A 19,133-nucleotide genomic window follows, 5' to 3' on the forward strand; every position below is an offset into this window, starting at 1 on the left:
AGCAACTAAAGGAATCTTTAAAACGGATGGACTTAACTGCATCATTTTGTCCAAATGTGTAGTAACTACATCCTCCAGCGATGTCAAATCTGCATCATTTGCCTTACCGTCAAGCGCTACTTGTAGCCCATTAATATGGGCAATACCCACATCAACGTTGCCATCCTCGTTAGGCAATTGCTCATTAACTGTTTGCACAGCTCCTTGTCCGTCTAACCCCTTGCGTGCTATCACAATCCACTTTGTGTTGTCAGTTGGCAAACTATCATTATCATCAATTAAAGATTGATACGTACTACCTTGATACGTTACAGGGTTATTGCGACTGTATGTTGTGCCATTTTGGTAAGGTACGACTTGTCCCCAACCCTCGATTGCATATGCTGCGTCATTAGCACGATTAGCTGCATCTGTTGCATCTGTTGTGGCTTGCTGGGCGTCTTGTGCTGCTTGATTAGCATTTGTAGTAGCGGTAATTGCTCCTGTGGTTGCTTGTGTTGCATCTGTAATGCTTTGCTCTAGTGACGTTTGTAATTGCTCTAAATCACCTTGCAATGCTGTCATATCACTGATTAATTGCGTAGCGTCTGCTGTCGCTTGATTAGCCGCATTTGCCGCATCGGTGGCGGAAGTAGTAGCGGCAACCATATCGTCAATTAATTGTGTTGCGTCATTTAATGCCGCTTGTAAATCTGTTAATGTTGCATCTGCATTATTTACCGTATCAGTGATACGCTGTATTAACTCATCTACATCATTGTCGCCTGCTAGGATATTTATTTGCCGTTGTAAATCGCTGAAACGATTTAAAATATCCTGCCATGTCGCATTGATATTGTTACGTTCTTCCCTTGTTATCGGCGATTGAGTATTATATAAAGTCATATTCGCAACTCCCTCCTTACATGTATAAAAACTTAAAATCAAAAGCGATACTCGTTAAAGTACCGCCCTCCACAGTTATATTGTTTTCACCCGTCGATAAAGTGATTAGTCTTTTATTTGTGTCCTTAAATACTGATACACCATTTTTAAGTGTACGTATACCGTTTATCACGAGTGTGTCACTCGCTGTCAATGCGCCATTGTATCGGTATACATCACCTGTTGTATTGTTTTTTATTTGCAAATAAGATGCCGCCGTTGCCTTAATAGTAATTTCGAGCATATGCACTCTTGGGTCGATTGGTACGTTACCTATATTGTTGATAATAAAATTATTAGCACTATGGATATACTTATAATCTTTATCCCAATCTAAGCCCATGCCCCAGCCCCATAAATCAACGTCCCATTCTTTATTACTGTGGAGGGCTAATGATGTACCTATACTTTCCGCATACTCATTAACGCATATAAAATTAATAGAAAACTTATTTAATCGTGCATACTCGCCAACAATATCAATATTATCTGCCATTGTTACAAGCCATTTTTTAAATGGTAATTTTTTGTTGATAATATAAAATTTTTCGTGTCTAAAAAACAGTTCGTTTAATTCATCGCGCAGCATGTAAAAATCAATTACATCATACGTTTTAATCATAAAATCAGCACGTAATGAGCGTTCTTTTTTATCAATACTTGTCAATATCGGCGCTCTGCCGTCCACAGATTGAAAAGACGGTGAGCGTGATACTGACGGTACAAATGGCTTTAATAATTTGCAGTTATATTGCTTTTCCAAATCAATTTGTTGACCATTTAAAAATTCAATTATCACATCTTCACCCCTTTTGTCATTGCTCGGACATTTGCCCCGCTGTATTGATTATTAGATACAAATGGCGTTACAACCTCTGCTACTACACGTCCATCTAATACCGATTGAACAACAATTGTGGAAGGCATATTAACATTAGATTGAGCGTTTAAAGCACTTGCAATATTATTTAATGTACTGCCATATAAACTGTTAAAATTGCCACCTGTAGGCATTGTAGCGACCTCTACAGGACTTGTAATAGCAGTAGCTAATTTTTGCCCAGCAGTCATTACATTACGCAACTTATCATTAACACCAATCTCAAAACCTTTCGCTAGGTTGCCAACTACGAAATCGCGCATCCATCTTGATGGCGAATGAATATCAAGTGACTTTTGAATAGTGTTTTTAATAGTCTTTGCCATAGTTTCTGCTTGTTTCTGCAAAGAGCTGTCCATTGATTTCAAGCCATCTAATAAGCCTTGTCCTGCATTCTTACCGACTTGGTGCAATGTCCTTAATTCCTCGTCAGTACCTCCAACGACTTTCTTAATAGCATCTTGCCACTCAGTATTAAGTGTTTCAAGCTCTTTATTAGCAGCATTACGCATTTCACTAATTTGCTGTTGCGTTTGTTGCTTCATTGGTTCCATCTCTTTAATAGCTTGTTCGCGAGCCATTTTTGATTTTTCTTGATAATTATTTTGATATGACTTTAATTCGCTATCCGTCATGGAATTTAAAGCTTTTAATTCTTCAATTGCTGATGGACCCATAGCCTTCAATTCGTCAAGAAGCGTTTTTGATACTTTACGGCGCTCTAGTTGATTGAGTTGATTTGTCCAATCTCGTAATGCTTGTACTTGGTCATTTAAATTTTTAGATAGCATTTCAGACGTTACAGCTTCACGCTGTTTTACTTCGTCGAAAAGACCAAATGACTTAACGATATTTTGATAACGGCTTTCCACAGCATCGCTATACTCCTTATTTAACCGCTGTTCATTTTGTATTAAATCATCATTGATTTTTTGAGAACGACTTAAGAAATCATTATTTACACTTGTGATAGCGTCATTGATACGTTTTACATTATCTTGATATTGCTTACGTAACTCAACATTTTCAGCCGAGCCAGTTTTAAATTGTTGATATGCCGCACGCCAATATTGCGCTTCATCAATCAAGCTCAACTCGTTGGCTTTCTTTTTGTCGTCCACAAACTTCTTGACTGCTTCAAGCTTTTGTTTGTTGAGTTCTTTTTCTTTTTCAACCATACTAGCCCATGCTTTATTGTTGATTTCCGTAAGCTTTCCATGCATTTCTTTTTCAAGTTCAGCAATTTTTTTGCCATTTGCTTTTTTCATATTGCTACGTTTTTTAGCATATGACTGTTGTATTTTTGTACGGTCGGCTTCCGCTTTATCAGCAATTTTTGCAACTTCTGCCGCATTGGCTTTAGCCGCATTAGTCATTACTGCCGTTACATCTTTGATAGCTTTTTCATTTCGCTTTTTTGTTCCTTCTACACCAACAGCAATCCCTTCTCCAGTCCACTTTCCTACTTCTATCATTTCAGTGGATGGTGACTGAATACCTAAGATATCTTTAGCCCATTCAGGAATTAATCCTGCTAAGCTTTCAACTTTCTTTTTAACATTACCGAACATCTGACCAATACCTTCAATAAGTCCATTTACAATATCTTTACCTATTTGAATTAGACTGATATTAGATAAAAATGATTGTGCTTCATCCCATTTGCTTTCAATTTTTGTTTTAACCTCAGTCATTTTCTTTTCAACCGATGATTTCATTTCATCGATTTTCTTGCCTGGCCACGCTTTAATTTCATCCCAAATTCTTATAGTATCGGATTTGATTTCTTCCCATTTCTTAGAAGCATCTGTTTTAATTTCATTCCACTTCTTAGAAACATTCTTTTTGAACATCCCCCACTTAGATAAAATTTCGCCTGTTTCCCAATCTACTTGTTCTACGTGCTCTTTGGCTTGTTCTTGTGCTTTAGCGACAATTTCGTCATGCATTTCTTCGGCATACTTGATAGTTGTATCTCGTGATTTTTGCGCTTCGGCAATCATGCGTTCTGCTTGCTCTGCTGAAATAACTCCTGTTTCATCGCGCATTTTTGTGATATTTTTTATTGCTTCTTCATAAGTTTGTTCGGCTTCTGCAACTACCTCTTCTTTTTGCTTAACTGCATTTTTAACGACTTCGGCTGCTTGTTGCGCTGTCAATTCGTCAGCATTAGCACGCATCTTTTCGAGTATGACTTTCTGTTCTGCCTCACTTTCAGACAAAACCCGAACAGCATCTTCTTTCATTTGAAGATTAATATTATCAATGACTTGACGTTCATGGTCTGTCAATTCTCGCTTTTCTTCTGCTGCTTTTTTCATGATGTCAGTAACTATTTGATTTTTAGATTCTAAAATCGCCATTTCATTTTCGTGCGATTGTTGTTGCTTTTCTAAAATCTTCTTTTCTTCCTCATCCGTCAAAGCGCTCGAATTTAAAAAGTAATTACGTAAACTATCCATTTGTTCGTTATGTTTGGTGTTTGCGCCCTCCACAATTTGAGAATACATGCTGTCAAATTTACCTGTCATTTCATTAGCAATGTCAGAAGTGATTGTTGTAGAAGTCAAATGTAACTGGCTTAACGACTGCCCTACATCATCAGAAATTTTTACAAAGCTGCTTACAACTTCGGCTGTTGCTTCTGATACACCTTTCGACCAATCTTCCATTTCGATAGAGGATTTTTTCATTTCTTTGACAACTAATGCTGTCCCTACTCCAATTCCTGCAATCGCCGCTACTGCGATACCAATAGGACCTGTTAAAGCCGTAAATGCTACGCCTAATGCCCCTGTAATGCCACCAATGCTTGCCAAAGCTGCGGAAGCTGCACCAACTACAGAAACGATTGAACCAATACTAGAAACTAACGTACCAAGAACTACAAGCACAGGACCGATTGCCGCTGCAATACCGCCAATAACAATAATCATTTTTTTAGTCGAATCTTCCATTGACGTGAATTTTTCAATCATTGGCGTGATTTTATCGACTACAGACATAATCATAGGTATCAACGTTTGACCAAGCGAAATAGCTATTTCAACAACTTTATTTTTAAGCATCGCTAATTGTGAAGCTGTAGTTGCATAGCGTTGTTCTGCCTCATTCGCAAGAGCTGTGTTTTCTTCCCACGCTGTTGATGATGTATCTATAGCACCAGCTAATAATTCAGAAGCACCCGAAAGACGCATCATTACATCCGATTCATAAATGCCTTTTATTCCGATGTCTTTCAACACTGCCGATACATTTTCCCCGCGACTAGAAATTGTAGATAAACCTTTTGAAAATGCATCTAATGCTGATATAGCACTTGTGTTATAAAGCTTTTTAAATTCTTCTGCCGACATCTGAGATACTTCCGCAAAGTCTCGTAATCCTGCTCCTCCATCTAATACGGCAGTTTGAATCTTTTTAAGAATAGTGGTCATTGCTGTACCACCCATTTCAGCCTGTATACCTAAACTGGACATAGTACCCGCTAAAGCCATAATTTCAGCTTCTGTCATGCCGACTTGTTTACCCTGGGCGGCAAGCCTCATACCCATACTCATAATTTCTGATTCGGTTGTCGCCATTGTATTACCAAGACCAACGATTGATGATCCTAGACGGTCGAAATTGTCCTGTGACATTCCTACGATGTTAGCAAATCTCGCAAACTCTGTAGCAGCTTGCTCACGTGTCATATTTGTTGATTCACCTAAATCAATAATTGTTCGAGAGAAAGAAAGAATTTTATCTTCCGCAATTCCGAGCTGTCCGGCACTTTCAGCAACCGCTGCAATATCACTAGCACTTGCTGGCAACTCTTTAGCCATGTCACGTATGCCTTTTTCTAACTTTGCAAAACCCTCTTCTGTTGTATCAACTGTTTTTCTTACTCCTGCGAAAGCTGATTCAAAGTCTGTAGCCGCTTTAAAAGCTCCTGCTCCAAGCGCCGTAATCGGTGCGGTCACATACATAGACATATTTCTTCCGATATTCTTCATACTATCGCCAACTGCTTTTAGCTTAGCTCCAGCTCGTTGTGCCGCTTCTCCAAAACGCGCCCATGCCGTTTGTGATTGTGCTAATTCGCGTTCTTGGCGTTCTAGTTCGGCTGTCGTTTCATTTAATTCTCGCTGTGTACGGTCCATTTCGGCAGAAGCTCTATTAAGTTGTACAGCTAACCTTTCAGCCTCTGCGGAATTTTCTCCATAACGTTGTTTTGCCTTTTCATACTCATCTGCTAACCGTCTTACTTTAGTTTGCTGTCCTTCAAGCAATCTGCTGTATGCTTCTTGCTTTTGACGCAATCCGTCAATGCTAGAACCCCATTCACGACCACGATTTTGTAATCCGCGTATTTCTTGTCCTATTGCTTGCAAAGTCCTATTCATACTAGCCACAGAGCGTTCAAATTGTGCATTATCTAGTGACAATTTAACTCTTAAATTACCTACATCACCTGTTGTCATTATTATTTCACCATCTTTCTACAACTGGATTTGGTCAATGAACACTTTGCTAGCTTGCTTTTTTTCTTTTTTCCAACCTTTGAAAATGCAATGTCTATCCCAAAGCGCTAATAGCTTGCGTGGTGTTGCCCTCCACACTGTTTGTTCATCCATGCGTAAATGTACGGTTCCGATGTATATAAAAAAATCCGCTGGCAACTGTTTATCGCCTTGCGGATCGTTTACTTTCCCTCTTCTTCTGTGGAGGGCATAGCTCCGTTAAACGCCTCTTCTAAAGCATTTGTTATTGTATCTAAATTGCGAATATCAATTAATGCACCAATTTCACGTTCGGTCATTTTTTCATTTTCTCCATTCGCTAATGCGAGATGCAATAACATACGAATTTTAGAAAAGTCTTTATCTATGTTTTCAAATGCTTCATCAAAACCACCAAATTTTTCTTGTAAATCACATAATGCATTTAAGTCAAATTTCGCTTCAAATTCCTTGCCACCTAATGTAATCTTTACGCCTTTATCCTTCATAACTTCTGCTTTACTAGTCATTTAAAACGCTCCTTTTCTCATAAAATGCAAACAAAAAAGAGAGTGAATAAATCACCCTCTCAATCATTTTTAAGGTTCTGGTGTTTCCTCTTCCTCCGTAACGCCTGTATAAACCGCATTAAACCAATTTGCGATAACATCAGCATTTACGCCCTGGTCGTCCTCGTCCACAAACATACGCTTGATACCATTACCCTGTGCGTTTTTAACAATATCCGAATGTACAAATACACCATTGATTGATGGTGTGTTGTATTCGATAGATTCACCTTTAGTTTGATAGCTTTCCTCTGGAAGTTGGAACGTGCCTTTGTAGTACCAAAAATAACGGTATTTTCCGTTCGATTTTAGTGCACGAAATGCGAGTGCAACATTTGGCGCAACATCACCTGTTGAATCCATTACAACACCATCTGCATTCGTTTCTTTGCCTAACAAGTCTGCATAAATAGCTGTTGCGATAGCATCTACAGTTAATGAAATTTCTGTTTCTCCTTCGGCTGATGCTGATTCTGCCGCCCCATCATCTGCATATAACACGGCATTAGATGTATTTGGTGTAATGCCCGCTTCAATTGCTTTTGCTAATTTTTTGATTTCACCTGCAAATGCTGTTTCGGGTGTAGTCGCTCCGCTTATAATTTTTGTATAGTGTAAATCTGATAAACCGATTAATACTCCTGCCATAATTAAATAGCCTCCTTGTCATAATAAAAGCGATAGGCTTTATGATAGATTTTCGTGTCTTTTTCATAATCTTCGAAAAAGCCTACTCGTCTAAAGCCAACCGCTTGTAAAGTTTTTTTAACTGATTCTGCTAATGATTCAATGTCACCTTTGCCCCATACATCAACTTGTACGCTATGCCTTGTGACCTGTTCAAAATCATCAGCTAGTATTGCCCCTCGCTCGTTATAACGAAAGAAGGTTATATATGTTTGTTCTGTACCTGTATAGGTCATATACATGACAGGTACACCCAAAGGAAGTAATGCGTCACGTATGATTTTATTAATGCTCATAGGTGCATCCTCCTTCGTAGCTCTTGCTTCATAATTTCAATAATACGATTCATTTCATTCTCGAAAGTCGGACGAAACCACGGACGAGCTGGCATTTTAGATGTGCCTGTTTCGTGGAAGTAGAGGTAAAAGGCATCATTATTTTGATTACTTAAACCTACAGCGAGTGAGCCATCCACAATCTTTTTATCGATTACTATTGATTTTTCCGACTTACCCGAACGCTTTTTAAAGCCGTAATTATACACATTTTCTTCTAATGCATCTGCCAAATGTTCTGCCGCTTTATTTAAAACCGGCTCTTCGATTTGCTCTACGTCTAACCTTTGCTGTAATGTCCGCTGTAGCTCTTCTAAGCCTGTAAAGTCAACCCTCATAGCATCACCTACGGCTTTCTCACAACTGCAATAATAGTTAATGTATTGTGTAATTCATCGTCATTTAAAACGGCTTGTATGTCGTAAATACGCCCTTTAAAAACAATGCGTTGTTTAGCATTCAAACCGTCTACATGCCGCACTATAAAGCGATAAGTTTCTGTATTTACTTCCGCTGCCGCTTTAATAACTTCCGAGCCTTTGACCGTTTTAATTTTCGCCCATAGTTTACATTTTGTTTGCCAATCCTCCACAGGATAGCCGTTTTCATTGACCGTTTCGACAAACTCCTGTATTTCGATTTTATTTCGCATTTCTCCACTGTTTAATTTCTGCTGTTCAACAATCGGCTTCGGAATACGTTTCATTCTTCTTTTTCCTCCATCGCCTTTTCGATTGATAGGTTAACAATTTGCGTTAAAAAATTGTCGGAGAAATGCTCTAGTACATCGTTGTAAACATAGCGTGAGCGCTCAAATACAAGCTCTTTAAAACGTTCACTAGTGTTTATATCATAATCACCGCAAACCGCTTGTAAGTCCTCTGTGGACGCTTTTAAGATGCGTGTTAAATTATCGTCCTCATCATCACCGAGTTTCATACGCTCTTTAAATTCGGTTAGGATAATTTCATCAATTGTCGCCATCTACATCACTCGTTTCAGCAACGATAAAAATCTCGTTTTCTTTATTATTTGTGGTAGTTAATTGTGCAATTCTAGCCTTTGTCGCTCGTTTGCCTTCCACAGGATAATAGTCATTGACTTCATAAATATGTCCGCCGTGTTTCACCTCTTTAAAGCGCTGTACGACCTTATATTTCTCTGCCATTATCTATTACCTCCTTTCAAATTAAAAACGCCTAAAGCCCTATATTAAGGCTCTGGCGTTCCTGTATTGTCATCTTCTTCCGGTACAGGGAATTGAACGTCTAAATCGTAAACTAATGCCGCTTTGTTATCCTTCGGACGTCCGTTAGCGAAACGTTTAATCGTGTACAATGTCGCATCTTCCATAGCTAATGTTTGGTCAAACTTTTTAAGTTTATAGCCACCTGCGATAGCCGCTACGTATTCACCTTGCACAAAGAATAATACTTTGCCCACTGGAATTTCTTCTGAATCCACAACCGTCAAGTTGTATGGTAAATTCATAACAAACACACCCGAATCATTTTGAATCGTGTGTCGCGCTTGTACAGCTAATGCATCAATTGGATTTAATACCATTACGACTTTATTTAAAATTTTGCGGAAGTCACCTTTTTCGTTTGTCGATAACTCTTTAAGTACGCCGTATAATTCAGCGACAACCGTTTCCCCACGCTCTGACGGCGCGAATGTTAATGTACCGCTTGATGTTTTATCAGTAACCGCACCTGTTGTTGAGTTTACATCTTTCATCAAACCGACTGGCTCATTTTGTACTGGACCACGACCATTGACTAAGCCATATTCTAAGCCCGCTGCCAATGATTCGATTAATAAAGTCGTCATGTAACGGTCAACCCAAACTGGACCAAGTTCCAACATGTCATTCGGAATAGCGCCGAATGCCGTTAATTTCAACTGAGTAATTTTTTCGTCACGGAATGCAGCATTGACTTGACCTGTGATTTCACCGAAAATTTCTTTCCATGCGTACGCAAGAGTAGGGTCAGAATAAATAAATTTAGTCGCTGCCCCTAAATCTTGTAACCCGATTGCAGCTAATAACGGACGCTCTTTTGTTAAACCTTCAAATACACGTTCCTGTACTGATTCGGGTAAAACTGATTCGTCATTAAATCCGCCGTCAGCAACAACTTGATTATAAAACGCTGTTTCTTCGGACGTTAAAATATGTTGTCCACGTGCTACTAAAATTTGTGTATCTGCTGATTCATTACGTGCTTCCGCTGTAATTTTTTCAGTTAAATCATTTTGTAACGCTGTAAACATTTCATCTACAGCGTTTTGCACTTGTTCATTTGTTGCGTTTTCATCATTTAATAAATCCGTGTAGGCTTTTTTCTTCGCCTTAAAGTTATCCATTTGTCCTTTTAATTTCATTGTCATTTATAATGACCTCCTGTTTTTAAGTATTAAAAAAAGAACCCTTTTCGTTTAGCTGTAACCTTTTGTGGTTGCGGCTCCGATGGCTCTTCATTTTGATTATTTGGTTTTAAAATCCCTTGTAATTCGTTCAAGATTCCTCGTTTGTCCTCCACAGTTAATACTGCATTTTGTGGTTTGTTTTCGTTATTGGAATCAACGCCATTTGCTTTATCGGCAAAACCATATTCTACCGCTTTATTTGCACTAAACCATGTTTCTGCATCAACTTTAGCCCGTACATCTTCACGACTTAAATTTGTTTTCGTCATGTAAATGTTGATAATACCCTCCTCCAATGCTTCGAGCACATCAGCTTCTTTTCGCATGTCTGTTTTAGTGCCCCAAATAACGTTAGAAGCCTCATGAATCATAAACATTGAACCAAGCTCCATGATTAACTCATCTGCTGCCATTGCAATTATTGAAGCCGCTGAACATGCCCAACCATCAACGTGAATAGTGATTTTTCCATTGTGACGTTTTAAACGGTTGAAAATTGAAATACCATCGAATGCATCACCGCCCGGGCTATTCAAATTGATAATAATATCATTATCGCCCGCCGCTTTTAATGCTTCGTCAATATCGGCAGCAGAAAACGAATCATTCCACCATGACGTGCCGATGACACCGTAAATTGTTATTTCTGATGTTTTTGTTTCTTCATTGTGGACAGCATTAAATTTTTGCGGAATTTGCTTTAATTGTTCTACGTAATTTTGATTTTTAAATGAATTAAAAAAATCTTCTTTTGTTAAGAACTTCATTATTCTTTCTCACCTCCTTCAACGGAATCTAATTCTTGATAGTTTTTTGTAAAGTAATGCTTGTTTAATCTCTCATCTGTGGAAGGCTCATCGCCTAACATTACACGTACTTCGTTCGGTGTATAAACCATACTAGCAACAAGCTTGTCAATCGCTGTAGCAAGTTCTAGTGGACTTAATTCAGTCACGCCGTGTATGTTGATTCGTTCACCATTCATATAGTCGTCACGGTCGATTAATTTTGCGTTAAGCTCATCCCTAATTTTTTTAATCAATGGCTCAATACAAAACTTGATATAAGCTTTTACGGCCGTTTCATACTCCGCCATATCGCCATGTATAAGTGTTGCCGGAATGCCTAAAATATTCGCTACATGACTTGTTAAATCTTTTTTAAGCTTCCCTAATTCCTCAACCGAGCGACCTTCATTTTTTACACCTTTTGTAATTTCCTCATAATTGAAACCTTTAATTTGTGGAACGATAGCAAACGCCTTTTTTCGGAAAGCATTAAACATACGGTCGATGAAGTTTTGTAATTTCACTTGATTTTCTTCATCTAATTTCGTATTAGCATCCATACCCGCGAGTGCTCGAATTTGATTTGCATACATATTCGTTTCAATCATTCGGCTAAACAATTCCGTATAGTCCTTAAACATGCCATCTAAAAAGCGTGTGAATTTTTCATTATTATACGAAATATGAATTACTTCGCTCATTTCAAATGATTTTTTAAACTCATATCCTTTTACAACAACGTTTTTAAAAATGTCAGGATATACAGCGTACTCCACACGATTAAAACTATCGGCAATTAGCAAGTCGTTATTGTCACTCAAAATCACAAGCACTTCATTTTCGTGCAATAATTTATAAACAAAATCTTGCCAAAAATCCGCCGCCGATTGGTCTGTATTCGGACGCACATTAAGTAAGTAGTCCCAATCACTTTTGGCTTTTTTTCCATCTTTAGTAAAACGAAATTCAGCTAAAGAAATGGTTCGGCCAATAAAATTGATACAGGTTTCAATAGCTGTCTTTTTTAAGTAAGTTCGTTGTTCAATGTCGATTCCGAAAATATCAAAATCCCACATTTCAGCAGCTTCTTTTCCGATTTCTCTATTGCGAAAAATAGCATCTAAAATTACCCCAATACCTCACCCCCTTTACTAAAATGTGATGCTATCCAAGAAGTCAAGTACGCCGTCCACATCGGTGTCCTCTAAATCGCGCGAACCCCAAACGCCGTATAAAAACATCATAAAACCATCTGTTTTACGTTTTGTTTCCTCTTTTTTGCGATATACCTTATTTCCGTTAGGCAGCCGCTTAACAAGCACGTTATTTGTGTACCAACGCATTAGTGGATTGTCCCCAAATATTACTTGCTCATTTTCAAAAGCAATTTCAATTCTTGGTGCTAACAATCCACTTGCCGCATCAGGATTTCGTATAACTTCAACTTCAAAGTCAGCCGCTTCGAACAACGGTTTGAGAATATCCATTTTGAAGTTATCGCCGATGATTTTTTTAATGTTCCAGCCTTCATCGCGCTTGTCAATAAACCATTTCACAACTAAATGCGGGTCCATTGTTTCAATATCAAGCACAGATAAAAGACCATCATTTTCCCATTCGCGTATTGGCGCAAATTTTCGATGGTCTTTCTTATTGTTATTTTCAGCTTTCTTTTTGCTGTAGGCATAATGCTTGTCTGCAAATGGCCTACAAACATATGAATGAGTTAATTCCTTCGGCACAATGAAACTATCATTCTTCAAAAATAATAACCCCATTGCTACAAAATCACGAACAGCCGCATAGTCCAAACAGCCAATACATTCGCGTTTTTTCAATTCATCGAAATTGTAAGCTTGGTCTGTAGCCTTGATTTTCTCCCAACTTGTCACCGATTTTTCTAAATCAACTTTCGGTAAATTCATACGCTTTGTAATAAATTCTTCGTAGCCATCGGGGTCATGTTCTAACTTGTTATATTGCTTCATAACCGTTTTAAACAACGTTTTTGCATATGTTGTTAACGGTGGGTGGAATTGCGAGTTTGCCTTTTGCCACATTTCAGAATTATGCATTTCTGCTTCGTCATCTAAATTACACATAAACGCAAAAAGACCATCATCACGTATGCTGACATGGCCATCTAAAATATTATCTGCTCGTTCAATTAATTTGTCTGAAAATCCTTCCCTTACATACCCATCAGAACCAACATAAAATATTCGTGGATTTGGCACTTTACCAAGTCCAGAAGTAAATACGTTTACAGTAGATGAGTTTTCATATTGGTGAATTTCTTCGAAAATTACACAACCATCACGCAAGCCATCTTTAGTTGAAGCGTTAGAAGTATGATATTGAAATACTGATTTGGTGCTACGTGATTCAATCAGCGCTTTTTTATTAACAAAATGCTCTTTTAGCGTGTCGTCTTTATCAATAGTGTTATACACTTCTGTAAACGACATTTTCGCTTGCTTTTCAGAGTTCGCAACAACTGATACGTTGTAATTATCTATGCCATGTAATTCGCTAATAAAATAATTTGCTAGCGTAGATATACGCCCCGTTTTACCGCCACCACGCCCCTCATAGTCTAAGTGTTCATCAAACACCAAAGAGCCGTCATTGTAATATAAAAAAATAAAACACGTCTTAAATTTTTGTGTCAACGTGAGTGGGAAGTAATACTTTTCTGTAAATGTAATATAGTTTTCGATTTGTTCATTATCAAAATACATATCATCTGCAATAAGTATTTCACGCTCTATCAACTCAATTAATTTAATACGCCTTTTATTTAAAATTATTTTGCCGTCACGCCATAGCTTAATATATTTCTCGATGTACTTATGACTAATCAAATTAAGCTCGTCCTACCTTTGTCCTCCACAGTTGAGGGGGCAGTGGCAGCAGGCTCACTTTCAATTTTTATTCCGAGTGCATCTTCTAACTTTTCAATCTCTTTGGATATTGACAACTTTGTCGCAATCGCTGGATGCTGTTTTAAAAAGTTCTGCGTACCGTTTTCTATTTTTATAGTCGTTCCATCTTTATCAATATCGGTATCACAACTTAAATCAATCTTTAAAAACCTTATATAGCGATGGACTTTTGATAATTTTATAGGGTCATCAGCGTGACGTGCTAATAAATCTTTTTCGATTTTCTTAATACCTTTTTCCACATATACCCTCCTCCCTCCAAATGTGATATTTTTAGACTTTATTTTTAGACAAACGAGCCCCTCTCCGGTCCCGGGCTAAATTTTTTCCTAAAAAAGTAAATGACGGGGGGCTTATATTTAACATTTCTTTACCACATTTCATCGTTCCAACGCTTTTCTTTGCCGTCGAACCTGTTGTGCCGCTTGTTATGACATGGTTTGCATAATGTGCGTAGATTGTCTAATTCGAGTGCAAGTTTTGGATGATGTTCAATCTCATGGATATGGTCAATTTCTAATACTTCATCATATTGTGTCGTCACTTTACCTTCCTCAGCGCACCATACACATTCATAGTTGTCACGTTCGAGTGCTTCAAGGCGTAATGATTGCCATACAGATGATTTATAAAATGAAATTTGTTCTTGCTTTGTTTTGTATTGCATTAAGTATCACCTTCAAGCTCAATCAATTCATTGTTGTATCGTTTTCTTGCTTCTTTTAATGCAATTAGTAACTTATTCAAACGATGTTTGCGCTTGGTATGTTTACATAAAGGCAATGCCATTTCAGCACGTGCAATACGTTCATCAAGAATCCTAAGCACAACGGAATTGATATATTCTTTTGAGTATTGAACGTGTACTCGTAACTCGCCTGTTTGTTTATCAATATACGGAACTGTTGTTATTCCTTCTGGTAATTTCATTTCCTTTTCACCTTCCCATTCACTTTCTTATACCTATCTCGATTACACCCCATCAATTCCAATAATTCGTGTTCGGTATACTTTACATTTTTCCTGTTATTTTGTTGATTCCTATGAACAACAGGCTTTTTCGCATTTAACAGTTGTCGTGTTTCATCATCGATTAAATCGTAAATTATCATGGTGTTCACCGCCTTTCAATGTTAACGAGTTAATGCATAGTAAATTACATAGAACCAACTAAAGAAACCATGTACACATGCCCAAAAGATTGATTTGTGTATGCTCCAAGAAATAGCAATAGCCAATGCTGAACCGAATCCGATACCTGTTGAAACGCTTGTTTTCGATGCTTCGCTCATTTATATCTCCTTTTGAATGCATAATAAAAAGCCGCAAGCAATCGCTCACGACTTTGTGATAATTATTCGATGTTATCAATTTACTACAGATTTTTGCGTAATTCGCTATATGGCACAATTACGCTATTGGTTATCGTCTTGAGTGAACATTATCTTTTGATAGTCTCTAACTAAATCAAATGCTTGTTGTTCTGTAAAACCTTGCTTCTTTAAATCTTGTTTATATTCCCATAGCAAAGGAGAAATATCTCGTAGCATAGCTTGCATTTGTTCTATTGCATGTATTATGTTCATCACACCCACCCCAATCTTTTAGCTGTTTCATCAATTAAAGCATTACGTTTGCGTAGTACACGCTGCACGCTCATATATAAATCATCTGCTACATGTGACCATTCATAACAGTTGTTATCCTTGTCCCAATAACGCATCTGAACTATTGTTTTTTGGTCATCATCTAAACTTTCATATGTGCCTTCCACAGCTTGAATAATCTTTTTCAAGTGTTGATAACGCTCATCGTTTGTAAGAATCATGACTTTATTAGCAGTTGTATCACTGATTCTATTTGACCTACCACCACCAATATTTTCATCTTGTTTTTTATTTTCAAGAAGCTCCCATTCACGATATTTTAAGTCTTTGCGATATTGGTCAATATTGAGCCAATACTCTTCTATGGCTTTATTTTGTACTGTTGATAACTTGCTCACGTTACCTTACCACCTTACTTTTACGATACTGTTTGGCAATCCCCTTTGACCGTTTCCACCCTAAAAATGCGCTTTTGGAAACACCTAACTTTAATGCAATTTTCCCATCCGTTAAGCCTTTGCTTTTATATTGATTGTACTTTTCAATAGTTATTAATCTATCAAAATTGATAGGTATACCATTTTTCGGTTTTTTAGCTGTCGATAATTTCAATAGTTGATTACCTAATCTGCTTAACCTAATGCAATTTTTACAATCAAGATTACTATTTACACAATCGCATTTAGTGAGTAATTCATCGACTTTTTTTAAAATCGCTAAACGTTTCAACCTCTTTTCTTTTTGCATGATATTATCCCCTTTTATTTGTCATGGTTTACGATTCAAAATAATCACTTGTCCACGATTCCACTTCGATTATTGCGTTTTTAATACACTCTGCAAATTCTGCAATTTCAGCCTGCGCGCCATTTCCTTTTTTACGCTTACTGTAAAATTCCAACCATGCTCGTAAGTTGCCTGATACTACTAAATTGCAAGTCGCTGCATTCGGCAATACTGCTCTCGCATCTTCTTGTGGGATGCCAAAATTGATTAGCTTGTCATACATTTTTTGTATTTCAGTCATCATTAATTGAAATTCACCTGGAACTTTTTCTTTGTACACCGATTCAGGAATCACATAATCAAACCCACCACTACGACTATCACTACTAAACTTGTTATAACGTTGCGATTGTACGCTGAATGATAATTGTCTATGGCGCGTTAATTGTGCTAATAAAGCACGTGATACACCTTCAACAGCAAATGTAAAATGGATATGTTCAAGCGTGCTAGTATGACCACTTTTTACAATGTGATTGAACAAACGTTTGCCTTCTTGCCCTTTATCACCGAAATACTTTTCTGATTCTGTTTCAAGCACTTCTAAGGCTGTTTTATGTGAATAACATTGACGAATTGCTGCTAATGCGATAACTTGACCATCAGTTGTATCACCCGACCACTCTTCAAATTCAACGAAGAATAAATATTTATTTTTTGAATTTAAAATACTTTCTATTACCGAAAGGCTTAATTGCGTATGTCCTAATAACGTAATATTCATTATTTGCCCTCCACAGATAAGTCACTAGATTTAATAAATACACCATCAACCATTTTCCCTGTGCGTCCTTTAATTTCGTCATAGGCGCATTGTAAGCATTCATGCAAATACATTTCATGTTGCTGAGCTAATATAATAAGTGTCACTACTACATCCCCGATGCCATCTTGTAAAGCTTCCATGTCATTACGAGCTAACGCAGCAGCTACCTCACCAACTTCCTCTACCACTTTCAAAAATTGTTTGCTAGATTCAGCCTTGTCCAATCCTTTATTAATTGACCATTGTTCTACTTGTTTGATTAATTCGTTCATTTTCTTTCCCTCTTTTCGTTTTTTTACTACTCATTTTGGTCATTGTGTTTATTAAGACATATCTGCTAATTGATTTAGATTACCTTGTACAATTTTGCAATTTGCAACAGGTATGACGGCTTGACTATTGTACATATCGTCTATATGGCAGCAATAAATTTCTTGGTAATCAGGATTATAGGCATAGGCTACTAATTGTTTACCTACCAAATTTGAATACCAGTAGCTATCTTTTTCGCATTGGGTAATCTCTACAATCACGCAATGTTTTAATATCTCGTTAGCGTTCAAGATAAACACTCCTTTCTTTGGTCATAATAAGCTGTATCATTTTTTATCATATTTATGATTTCACTGGCTACATCTGACCAAGTAAAATGCTCGGTTAACACGTTCCCATTATCGTCAAAGCCTGCTAACTCGATACCGCTACTGTTATATACACCCCGATTTACATAGTTCGGTTTTATTAATGGTGATGCAAATCCACCGACTCCATACTTTTCTTTTAATGTTGTTGTTAATTGCGATTTTGATGGATTCTCTTTCGCATATTGCTCTAACACCTTATTTTGGCTACTCCAACATTTCAATAAAATGCTCTTATCATCAGTAAACAATGAAAGTTGCACCTGCATTTTTAATCCCCTTCCTCACATTTTGGTCAAAATACTGATTAACTTTCATTCAAAATGGACAATCTATATCTTGTTTTTTACATTTTTTAGAACAATAATAACTTAATAAACCGTTTGTGTGGCGATGCAAAAAACGTTTTCTAAAACTCTTACCACACCATTTACACTTGCCCAAAAATAATTTTTTCATGGCAACCTCCTATGGTCAAACTACGCAGTAACTTCTAAAACTTCAATAGCACCACAATTCGTTGGGTTGATTACTATAAAACAACCTTTTTCGTCATCTGCTGAATAAAAACCAATACCAGCTATTTGATTATTCCATTGTTTCATAAAGGTTTCTTTATCCATCGGAAAATAGTAATAATTAGAAGCACCGTTAAAATGCACTGAAACCTGTACCTTTTTCATAAAATTCACTCCTTCACATTTTGGTCATTATGTTTATTAACTAAATCACTAATTCTAATTGCACATTCTGCAGTCGTTCCTTGCTGATATTTATAAATTTCAATTCTGTGTCAATTCCATAAAACTGCCTATTCAATTTTTTGGCAGCAACAAGGCTTGTACCACCACCACAACAATTATCCAATATAATGTCTCCTTCGTTGGAATAGGTCTTAATCAGATATTCACATAACGCTTCTGGTTTCTGTGTTGGGTGGTACCGTTCTTTATCTCTAGCAAAATACAAAGCATCTACTGGATAACGGTCTGTTTGTCCTCCACCTTCTATACCAATTTCTGTTTTACCGTAGTTACTTCCATCACTAGAATGTTTTTTGTATTTATTTACTGGTTTATGACCATATGTTTTTTGTGGATTGTATGTCGGCAAATTCTTATAGAATACTAATATATTTTCATGTACCTTTAATGGCATTTTTTTTGCATTTAAAAAACCCGTACCGTTGCTTTTAATCCATATCCACTCATAACGAAGCATTTCTAAATTGCTGCAGCCTAACACTTTATCAAAAGGAGTTTGAGCAAATAAAACGATTGCGCCATTA

The 19,133-nt window shown here is 37.2% G+C and carries 27 protein-coding genes; all 27 read right to left on the minus strand.

Going from position 1 to position 19,133, the window contains the following annotated elements:
• The coding region (locus tag C9J34_RS04255; RefSeq protein ID WP_107838623.1) for a hypothetical protein at positions 1-885 on the minus strand (885 nt) is incomplete at its 3' end.
• 16 nt (positions 886-901) lie between these two features.
• Complete coding sequence (locus C9J34_RS04260) at positions 902-1,723, minus strand: phage tail domain-containing protein (protein WP_193768885.1); 822 nt, start codon at positions 1,721-1,723, stop codon at positions 902-904.
• Positions 1,720-6,270, minus strand: coding sequence for a phage tail tape measure protein (locus C9J34_RS04265; RefSeq protein ID WP_107838625.1), 4,551 nt, complete (start codon positions 6,268-6,270; stop codon positions 1,720-1,722). Before C9J34_RS04265 ends, C9J34_RS04260 begins: the two co-directional genes overlap by 4 nt.
• A gap of 221 nt (positions 6,271-6,491) precedes the next feature.
• The gene (locus C9J34_RS04275) at positions 6,492-6,818 is read right to left on the minus strand and encodes a hypothetical protein (protein WP_107838627.1); all 327 of its coding nucleotides are present in this window, start codon (positions 6,816-6,818) and stop codon (positions 6,492-6,494) included.
• A gap of 69 nt (positions 6,819-6,887) precedes the next feature.
• Positions 6,888-7,505: a major tail protein gene (locus tag C9J34_RS04280; protein ID WP_107838628.1), complete on the minus strand. Its 618-nt coding sequence runs from the start codon at positions 7,503-7,505 to the stop codon at positions 6,888-6,890.
• A 2-nt stretch (positions 7,506-7,507) separates the two neighbouring features.
• Positions 7,508-7,840, minus strand: a complete 333-nt coding sequence (locus C9J34_RS04285) for a hypothetical protein (protein ID WP_107838629.1) — start codon at positions 7,838-7,840, stop codon at positions 7,508-7,510.
• Positions 7,837-8,217, minus strand: coding sequence for an HK97-gp10 family putative phage morphogenesis protein (locus C9J34_RS04290; RefSeq protein WP_107838630.1), 381 nt, complete (start codon positions 8,215-8,217; stop codon positions 7,837-7,839). Before C9J34_RS04290 ends, C9J34_RS04285 begins: the two co-directional genes overlap by 4 nt.
• 8 nt (positions 8,218-8,225) lie before the next feature.
• Positions 8,226-8,585, minus strand: coding sequence for a phage head closure protein (locus tag C9J34_RS04295; RefSeq protein WP_107838631.1), 360 nt, complete (start codon positions 8,583-8,585; stop codon positions 8,226-8,228).
• A complete protein-coding gene (locus tag C9J34_RS04300; protein ID WP_107838632.1) occupies positions 8,582-8,863 on the minus strand; it encodes a hypothetical protein in 282 nt (93 codons plus the stop codon). Before C9J34_RS04300 ends, C9J34_RS04295 begins: the two co-directional genes overlap by 4 nt.
• Positions 8,850-9,047, minus strand: coding sequence for a termination factor Rho (locus C9J34_RS04305; RefSeq protein ID WP_107838633.1), 198 nt, complete (start codon positions 9,045-9,047; stop codon positions 8,850-8,852). The genes C9J34_RS04300 and C9J34_RS04305 overlap by 14 nt, the downstream gene beginning before the upstream one ends.
• 44 nt (positions 9,048-9,091) lie before the next feature.
• Complete coding sequence (locus tag C9J34_RS04310) at positions 9,092-10,273, minus strand: phage major capsid protein (protein WP_107838634.1); 1,182 nt, start codon at positions 10,271-10,273, stop codon at positions 9,092-9,094.
• Between the two features lie 26 nt (positions 10,274-10,299).
• Positions 10,300-11,079, minus strand: coding sequence for a head maturation protease, ClpP-related (locus tag C9J34_RS04315; RefSeq protein WP_107838635.1), 780 nt, complete (start codon positions 11,077-11,079; stop codon positions 10,300-10,302).
• The gene (locus C9J34_RS04320; protein ID WP_107838636.1) at positions 11,079-12,176 is read right to left on the minus strand and encodes a phage portal protein; all 1,098 of its coding nucleotides are present in this window, start codon (positions 12,174-12,176) and stop codon (positions 11,079-11,081) included. Before C9J34_RS04320 ends, C9J34_RS04315 begins: the two co-directional genes overlap by 1 nt.
• Before the next feature lie 75 nt (positions 12,177-12,251).
• Positions 12,252-13,964 carry a terminase TerL endonuclease subunit gene (locus C9J34_RS04325; protein WP_107838637.1) on the minus strand — a complete coding sequence of 571 codons (1,713 nt, stop codon included), beginning with the start codon at positions 13,962-13,964 and terminating at the stop codon, positions 12,252-12,254.
• Positions 13,961-14,287 carry a P27 family phage terminase small subunit gene (locus C9J34_RS04330; RefSeq protein WP_193768886.1) on the minus strand — a complete coding sequence of 109 codons (327 nt, stop codon included), beginning with the start codon at positions 14,285-14,287 and terminating at the stop codon, positions 13,961-13,963. Before C9J34_RS04330 ends, C9J34_RS04325 begins: the two co-directional genes overlap by 4 nt.
• Before the next feature lie 128 nt (positions 14,288-14,415).
• Positions 14,416-14,712: an HNH endonuclease gene (locus C9J34_RS04335; protein ID WP_107838639.1), complete on the minus strand. Its 297-nt coding sequence runs from the start codon at positions 14,710-14,712 to the stop codon at positions 14,416-14,418.
• Positions 14,712-14,975, minus strand: a complete 264-nt coding sequence (locus C9J34_RS04340) for a hypothetical protein (protein WP_107838640.1) — start codon at positions 14,973-14,975, stop codon at positions 14,712-14,714. Before C9J34_RS04340 ends, C9J34_RS04335 begins: the two co-directional genes overlap by 1 nt.
• 203 nt (positions 14,976-15,178) lie before the next feature.
• A complete protein-coding gene (locus C9J34_RS21815) occupies positions 15,179-15,337 on the minus strand; it encodes a hypothetical protein (protein ID WP_193768887.1) in 159 nt (52 codons plus the stop codon).
• Between the two features lie 123 nt (positions 15,338-15,460).
• Positions 15,461-15,631 carry a hypothetical protein gene (locus tag C9J34_RS21820; protein WP_193768888.1) on the minus strand — a complete coding sequence of 57 codons (171 nt, stop codon included), beginning with the start codon at positions 15,629-15,631 and terminating at the stop codon, positions 15,461-15,463.
• Positions 15,631-16,050, minus strand: a complete 420-nt coding sequence (locus C9J34_RS04350; RefSeq protein ID WP_107838642.1) for a DUF722 domain-containing protein — start codon at positions 16,048-16,050, stop codon at positions 15,631-15,633. The genes C9J34_RS21820 and C9J34_RS04350 overlap by 1 nt, the downstream gene beginning before the upstream one ends.
• A gap of 1 nt (position 16,051) precedes the next feature.
• Positions 16,052-16,399, minus strand: a complete 348-nt coding sequence (locus C9J34_RS04355) for a hypothetical protein (RefSeq protein WP_107838643.1) — start codon at positions 16,397-16,399, stop codon at positions 16,052-16,054.
• A 28-nt stretch (positions 16,400-16,427) separates the two neighbouring features.
• A complete protein-coding gene (thyX, locus tag C9J34_RS04360; protein WP_107838644.1) occupies positions 16,428-17,162 on the minus strand; it encodes an FAD-dependent thymidylate synthase in 735 nt (244 codons plus the stop codon).
• On the minus strand, positions 17,162-17,476 hold the full coding sequence (locus tag C9J34_RS04365) for a MazG-like family protein (RefSeq protein ID WP_107838645.1): 315 nt from the start codon (positions 17,474-17,476) through the stop codon (positions 17,162-17,164). The genes thyX and C9J34_RS04365 overlap by 1 nt, the downstream gene beginning before the upstream one ends.
• Before the next feature lie 51 nt (positions 17,477-17,527).
• A complete protein-coding gene (locus tag C9J34_RS04370; RefSeq protein WP_107838646.1) occupies positions 17,528-17,767 on the minus strand; it encodes a hypothetical protein in 240 nt (79 codons plus the stop codon).
• Positions 17,764-18,114, minus strand: coding sequence for a hypothetical protein (locus tag C9J34_RS04375; protein WP_107838647.1), 351 nt, complete (start codon positions 18,112-18,114; stop codon positions 17,764-17,766). Before C9J34_RS04375 ends, C9J34_RS04370 begins: the two co-directional genes overlap by 4 nt.
• Positions 18,115-18,324: 210 nt before the next feature.
• Complete coding sequence (locus tag C9J34_RS04380; protein ID WP_107838648.1) at positions 18,325-18,528, minus strand: hypothetical protein; 204 nt, start codon at positions 18,526-18,528, stop codon at positions 18,325-18,327.
• Between the two features lie 40 nt (positions 18,529-18,568).
• On the minus strand, positions 18,569-19,133 hold a 565-nt coding region (locus C9J34_RS04385), incomplete at its 5' end, for a DNA-methyltransferase (protein ID WP_107838649.1).

The sequence above is a fragment of the Metasolibacillus meyeri genome (assembly GCF_003049505.1).
GTDB classification, from domain to species: Bacteria; Bacillota; Bacilli; order Bacillales_A; family Planococcaceae; genus Metasolibacillus; species Metasolibacillus meyeri.

What these genes read in the sequence shown, in the direction of transcription:
- C9J34_RS04310 (WP_107838634.1), bottom strand. Translation starts at nt 10,273, where the DNA reads ATGACAATGAAATTAAAAGGACAAATGGATAACTTTAAGGCGAAGAAA.
- C9J34_RS04340 (WP_107838640.1), bottom strand. Translation starts at nt 14,975, where the DNA reads ATGAAATTACCAGAAGGAATAACAACAGTTCCGTATATTGATAAACAA.
- C9J34_RS04290 (WP_107838630.1), bottom strand. Translation starts at nt 8,217, where the DNA reads ATGAGGGTTGACTTTACAGGCTTAGAAGAGCTACAGCGGACATTACAG.
- C9J34_RS04375 (WP_107838647.1), bottom strand. Translation starts at nt 18,114, where the DNA reads ATGCAGGTGCAACTTTCATTGTTTACTGATGATAAGAGCATTTTATTG.
- C9J34_RS04380 (WP_107838648.1), bottom strand. Translation starts at nt 18,528, where the DNA reads ATGAAAAAGGTACAGGTTTCAGTGCATTTTAACGGTGCTTCTAATTAT.
- C9J34_RS04275 (WP_107838627.1), bottom strand. Translation starts at nt 6,818, where the DNA reads ATGACTAGTAAAGCAGAAGTTATGAAGGATAAAGGCGTAAAGATTACA.
- C9J34_RS04335 (WP_107838639.1), bottom strand. Translation starts at nt 14,712, where the DNA reads ATGCAATACAAAACAAAGCAAGAACAAATTTCATTTTATAAATCATCT.
- C9J34_RS04285 (WP_107838629.1), bottom strand. Translation starts at nt 7,840, where the DNA reads ATGAGCATTAATAAAATCATACGTGACGCATTACTTCCTTTGGGTGTA.
- C9J34_RS04265 (WP_107838625.1), bottom strand. Translation starts at nt 6,270, where the DNA reads ATGACAACAGGTGATGTAGGTAATTTAAGAGTTAAATTGTCACTAGAT.
- C9J34_RS04295 (WP_107838631.1), bottom strand. Translation starts at nt 8,585, where the DNA reads ATGAAACGTATTCCGAAGCCGATTGTTGAACAGCAGAAATTAAACAGT.
- C9J34_RS04305 (WP_107838633.1), bottom strand. Translation starts at nt 9,047, where the DNA reads ATGGCAGAGAAATATAAGGTCGTACAGCGCTTTAAAGAGGTGAAACAC.
- C9J34_RS04315 (WP_107838635.1), bottom strand. Translation starts at nt 11,079, where the DNA reads ATGAAGTTCTTAACAAAAGAAGATTTTTTTAATTCATTTAAAAATCAA.
- C9J34_RS04280 (WP_107838628.1), bottom strand. Translation starts at nt 7,505, where the DNA reads ATGGCAGGAGTATTAATCGGTTTATCAGATTTACACTATACAAAAATT.
- C9J34_RS04300 (WP_107838632.1), bottom strand. Translation starts at nt 8,863, where the DNA reads ATGGCGACAATTGATGAAATTATCCTAACCGAATTTAAAGAGCGTATG.
- thyX (WP_107838644.1), bottom strand. Translation starts at nt 17,162, where the DNA reads ATGAATATTACGTTATTAGGACATACGCAATTAAGCCTTTCGGTAATA.
- C9J34_RS04355 (WP_107838643.1), bottom strand. Translation starts at nt 16,399, where the DNA reads ATGCAAAAAGAAAAGAGGTTGAAACGTTTAGCGATTTTAAAAAAAGTC.
- C9J34_RS21815 (WP_193768887.1), bottom strand. Translation starts at nt 15,337, where the DNA reads ATGAGCGAAGCATCGAAAACAAGCGTTTCAACAGGTATCGGATTCGGT.
- C9J34_RS04320 (WP_107838636.1), bottom strand. Translation starts at nt 12,176, where the DNA reads ATGTGGGATTTTGATATTTTCGGAATCGACATTGAACAACGAACTTAC.
- C9J34_RS21820 (WP_193768888.1), bottom strand. Translation starts at nt 15,631, where the DNA reads ATGAACATAATACATGCAATAGAACAAATGCAAGCTATGCTACGAGAT.
- C9J34_RS04365 (WP_107838645.1), bottom strand. Translation starts at nt 17,476, where the DNA reads ATGAACGAATTAATCAAACAAGTAGAACAATGGTCAATTAATAAAGGA.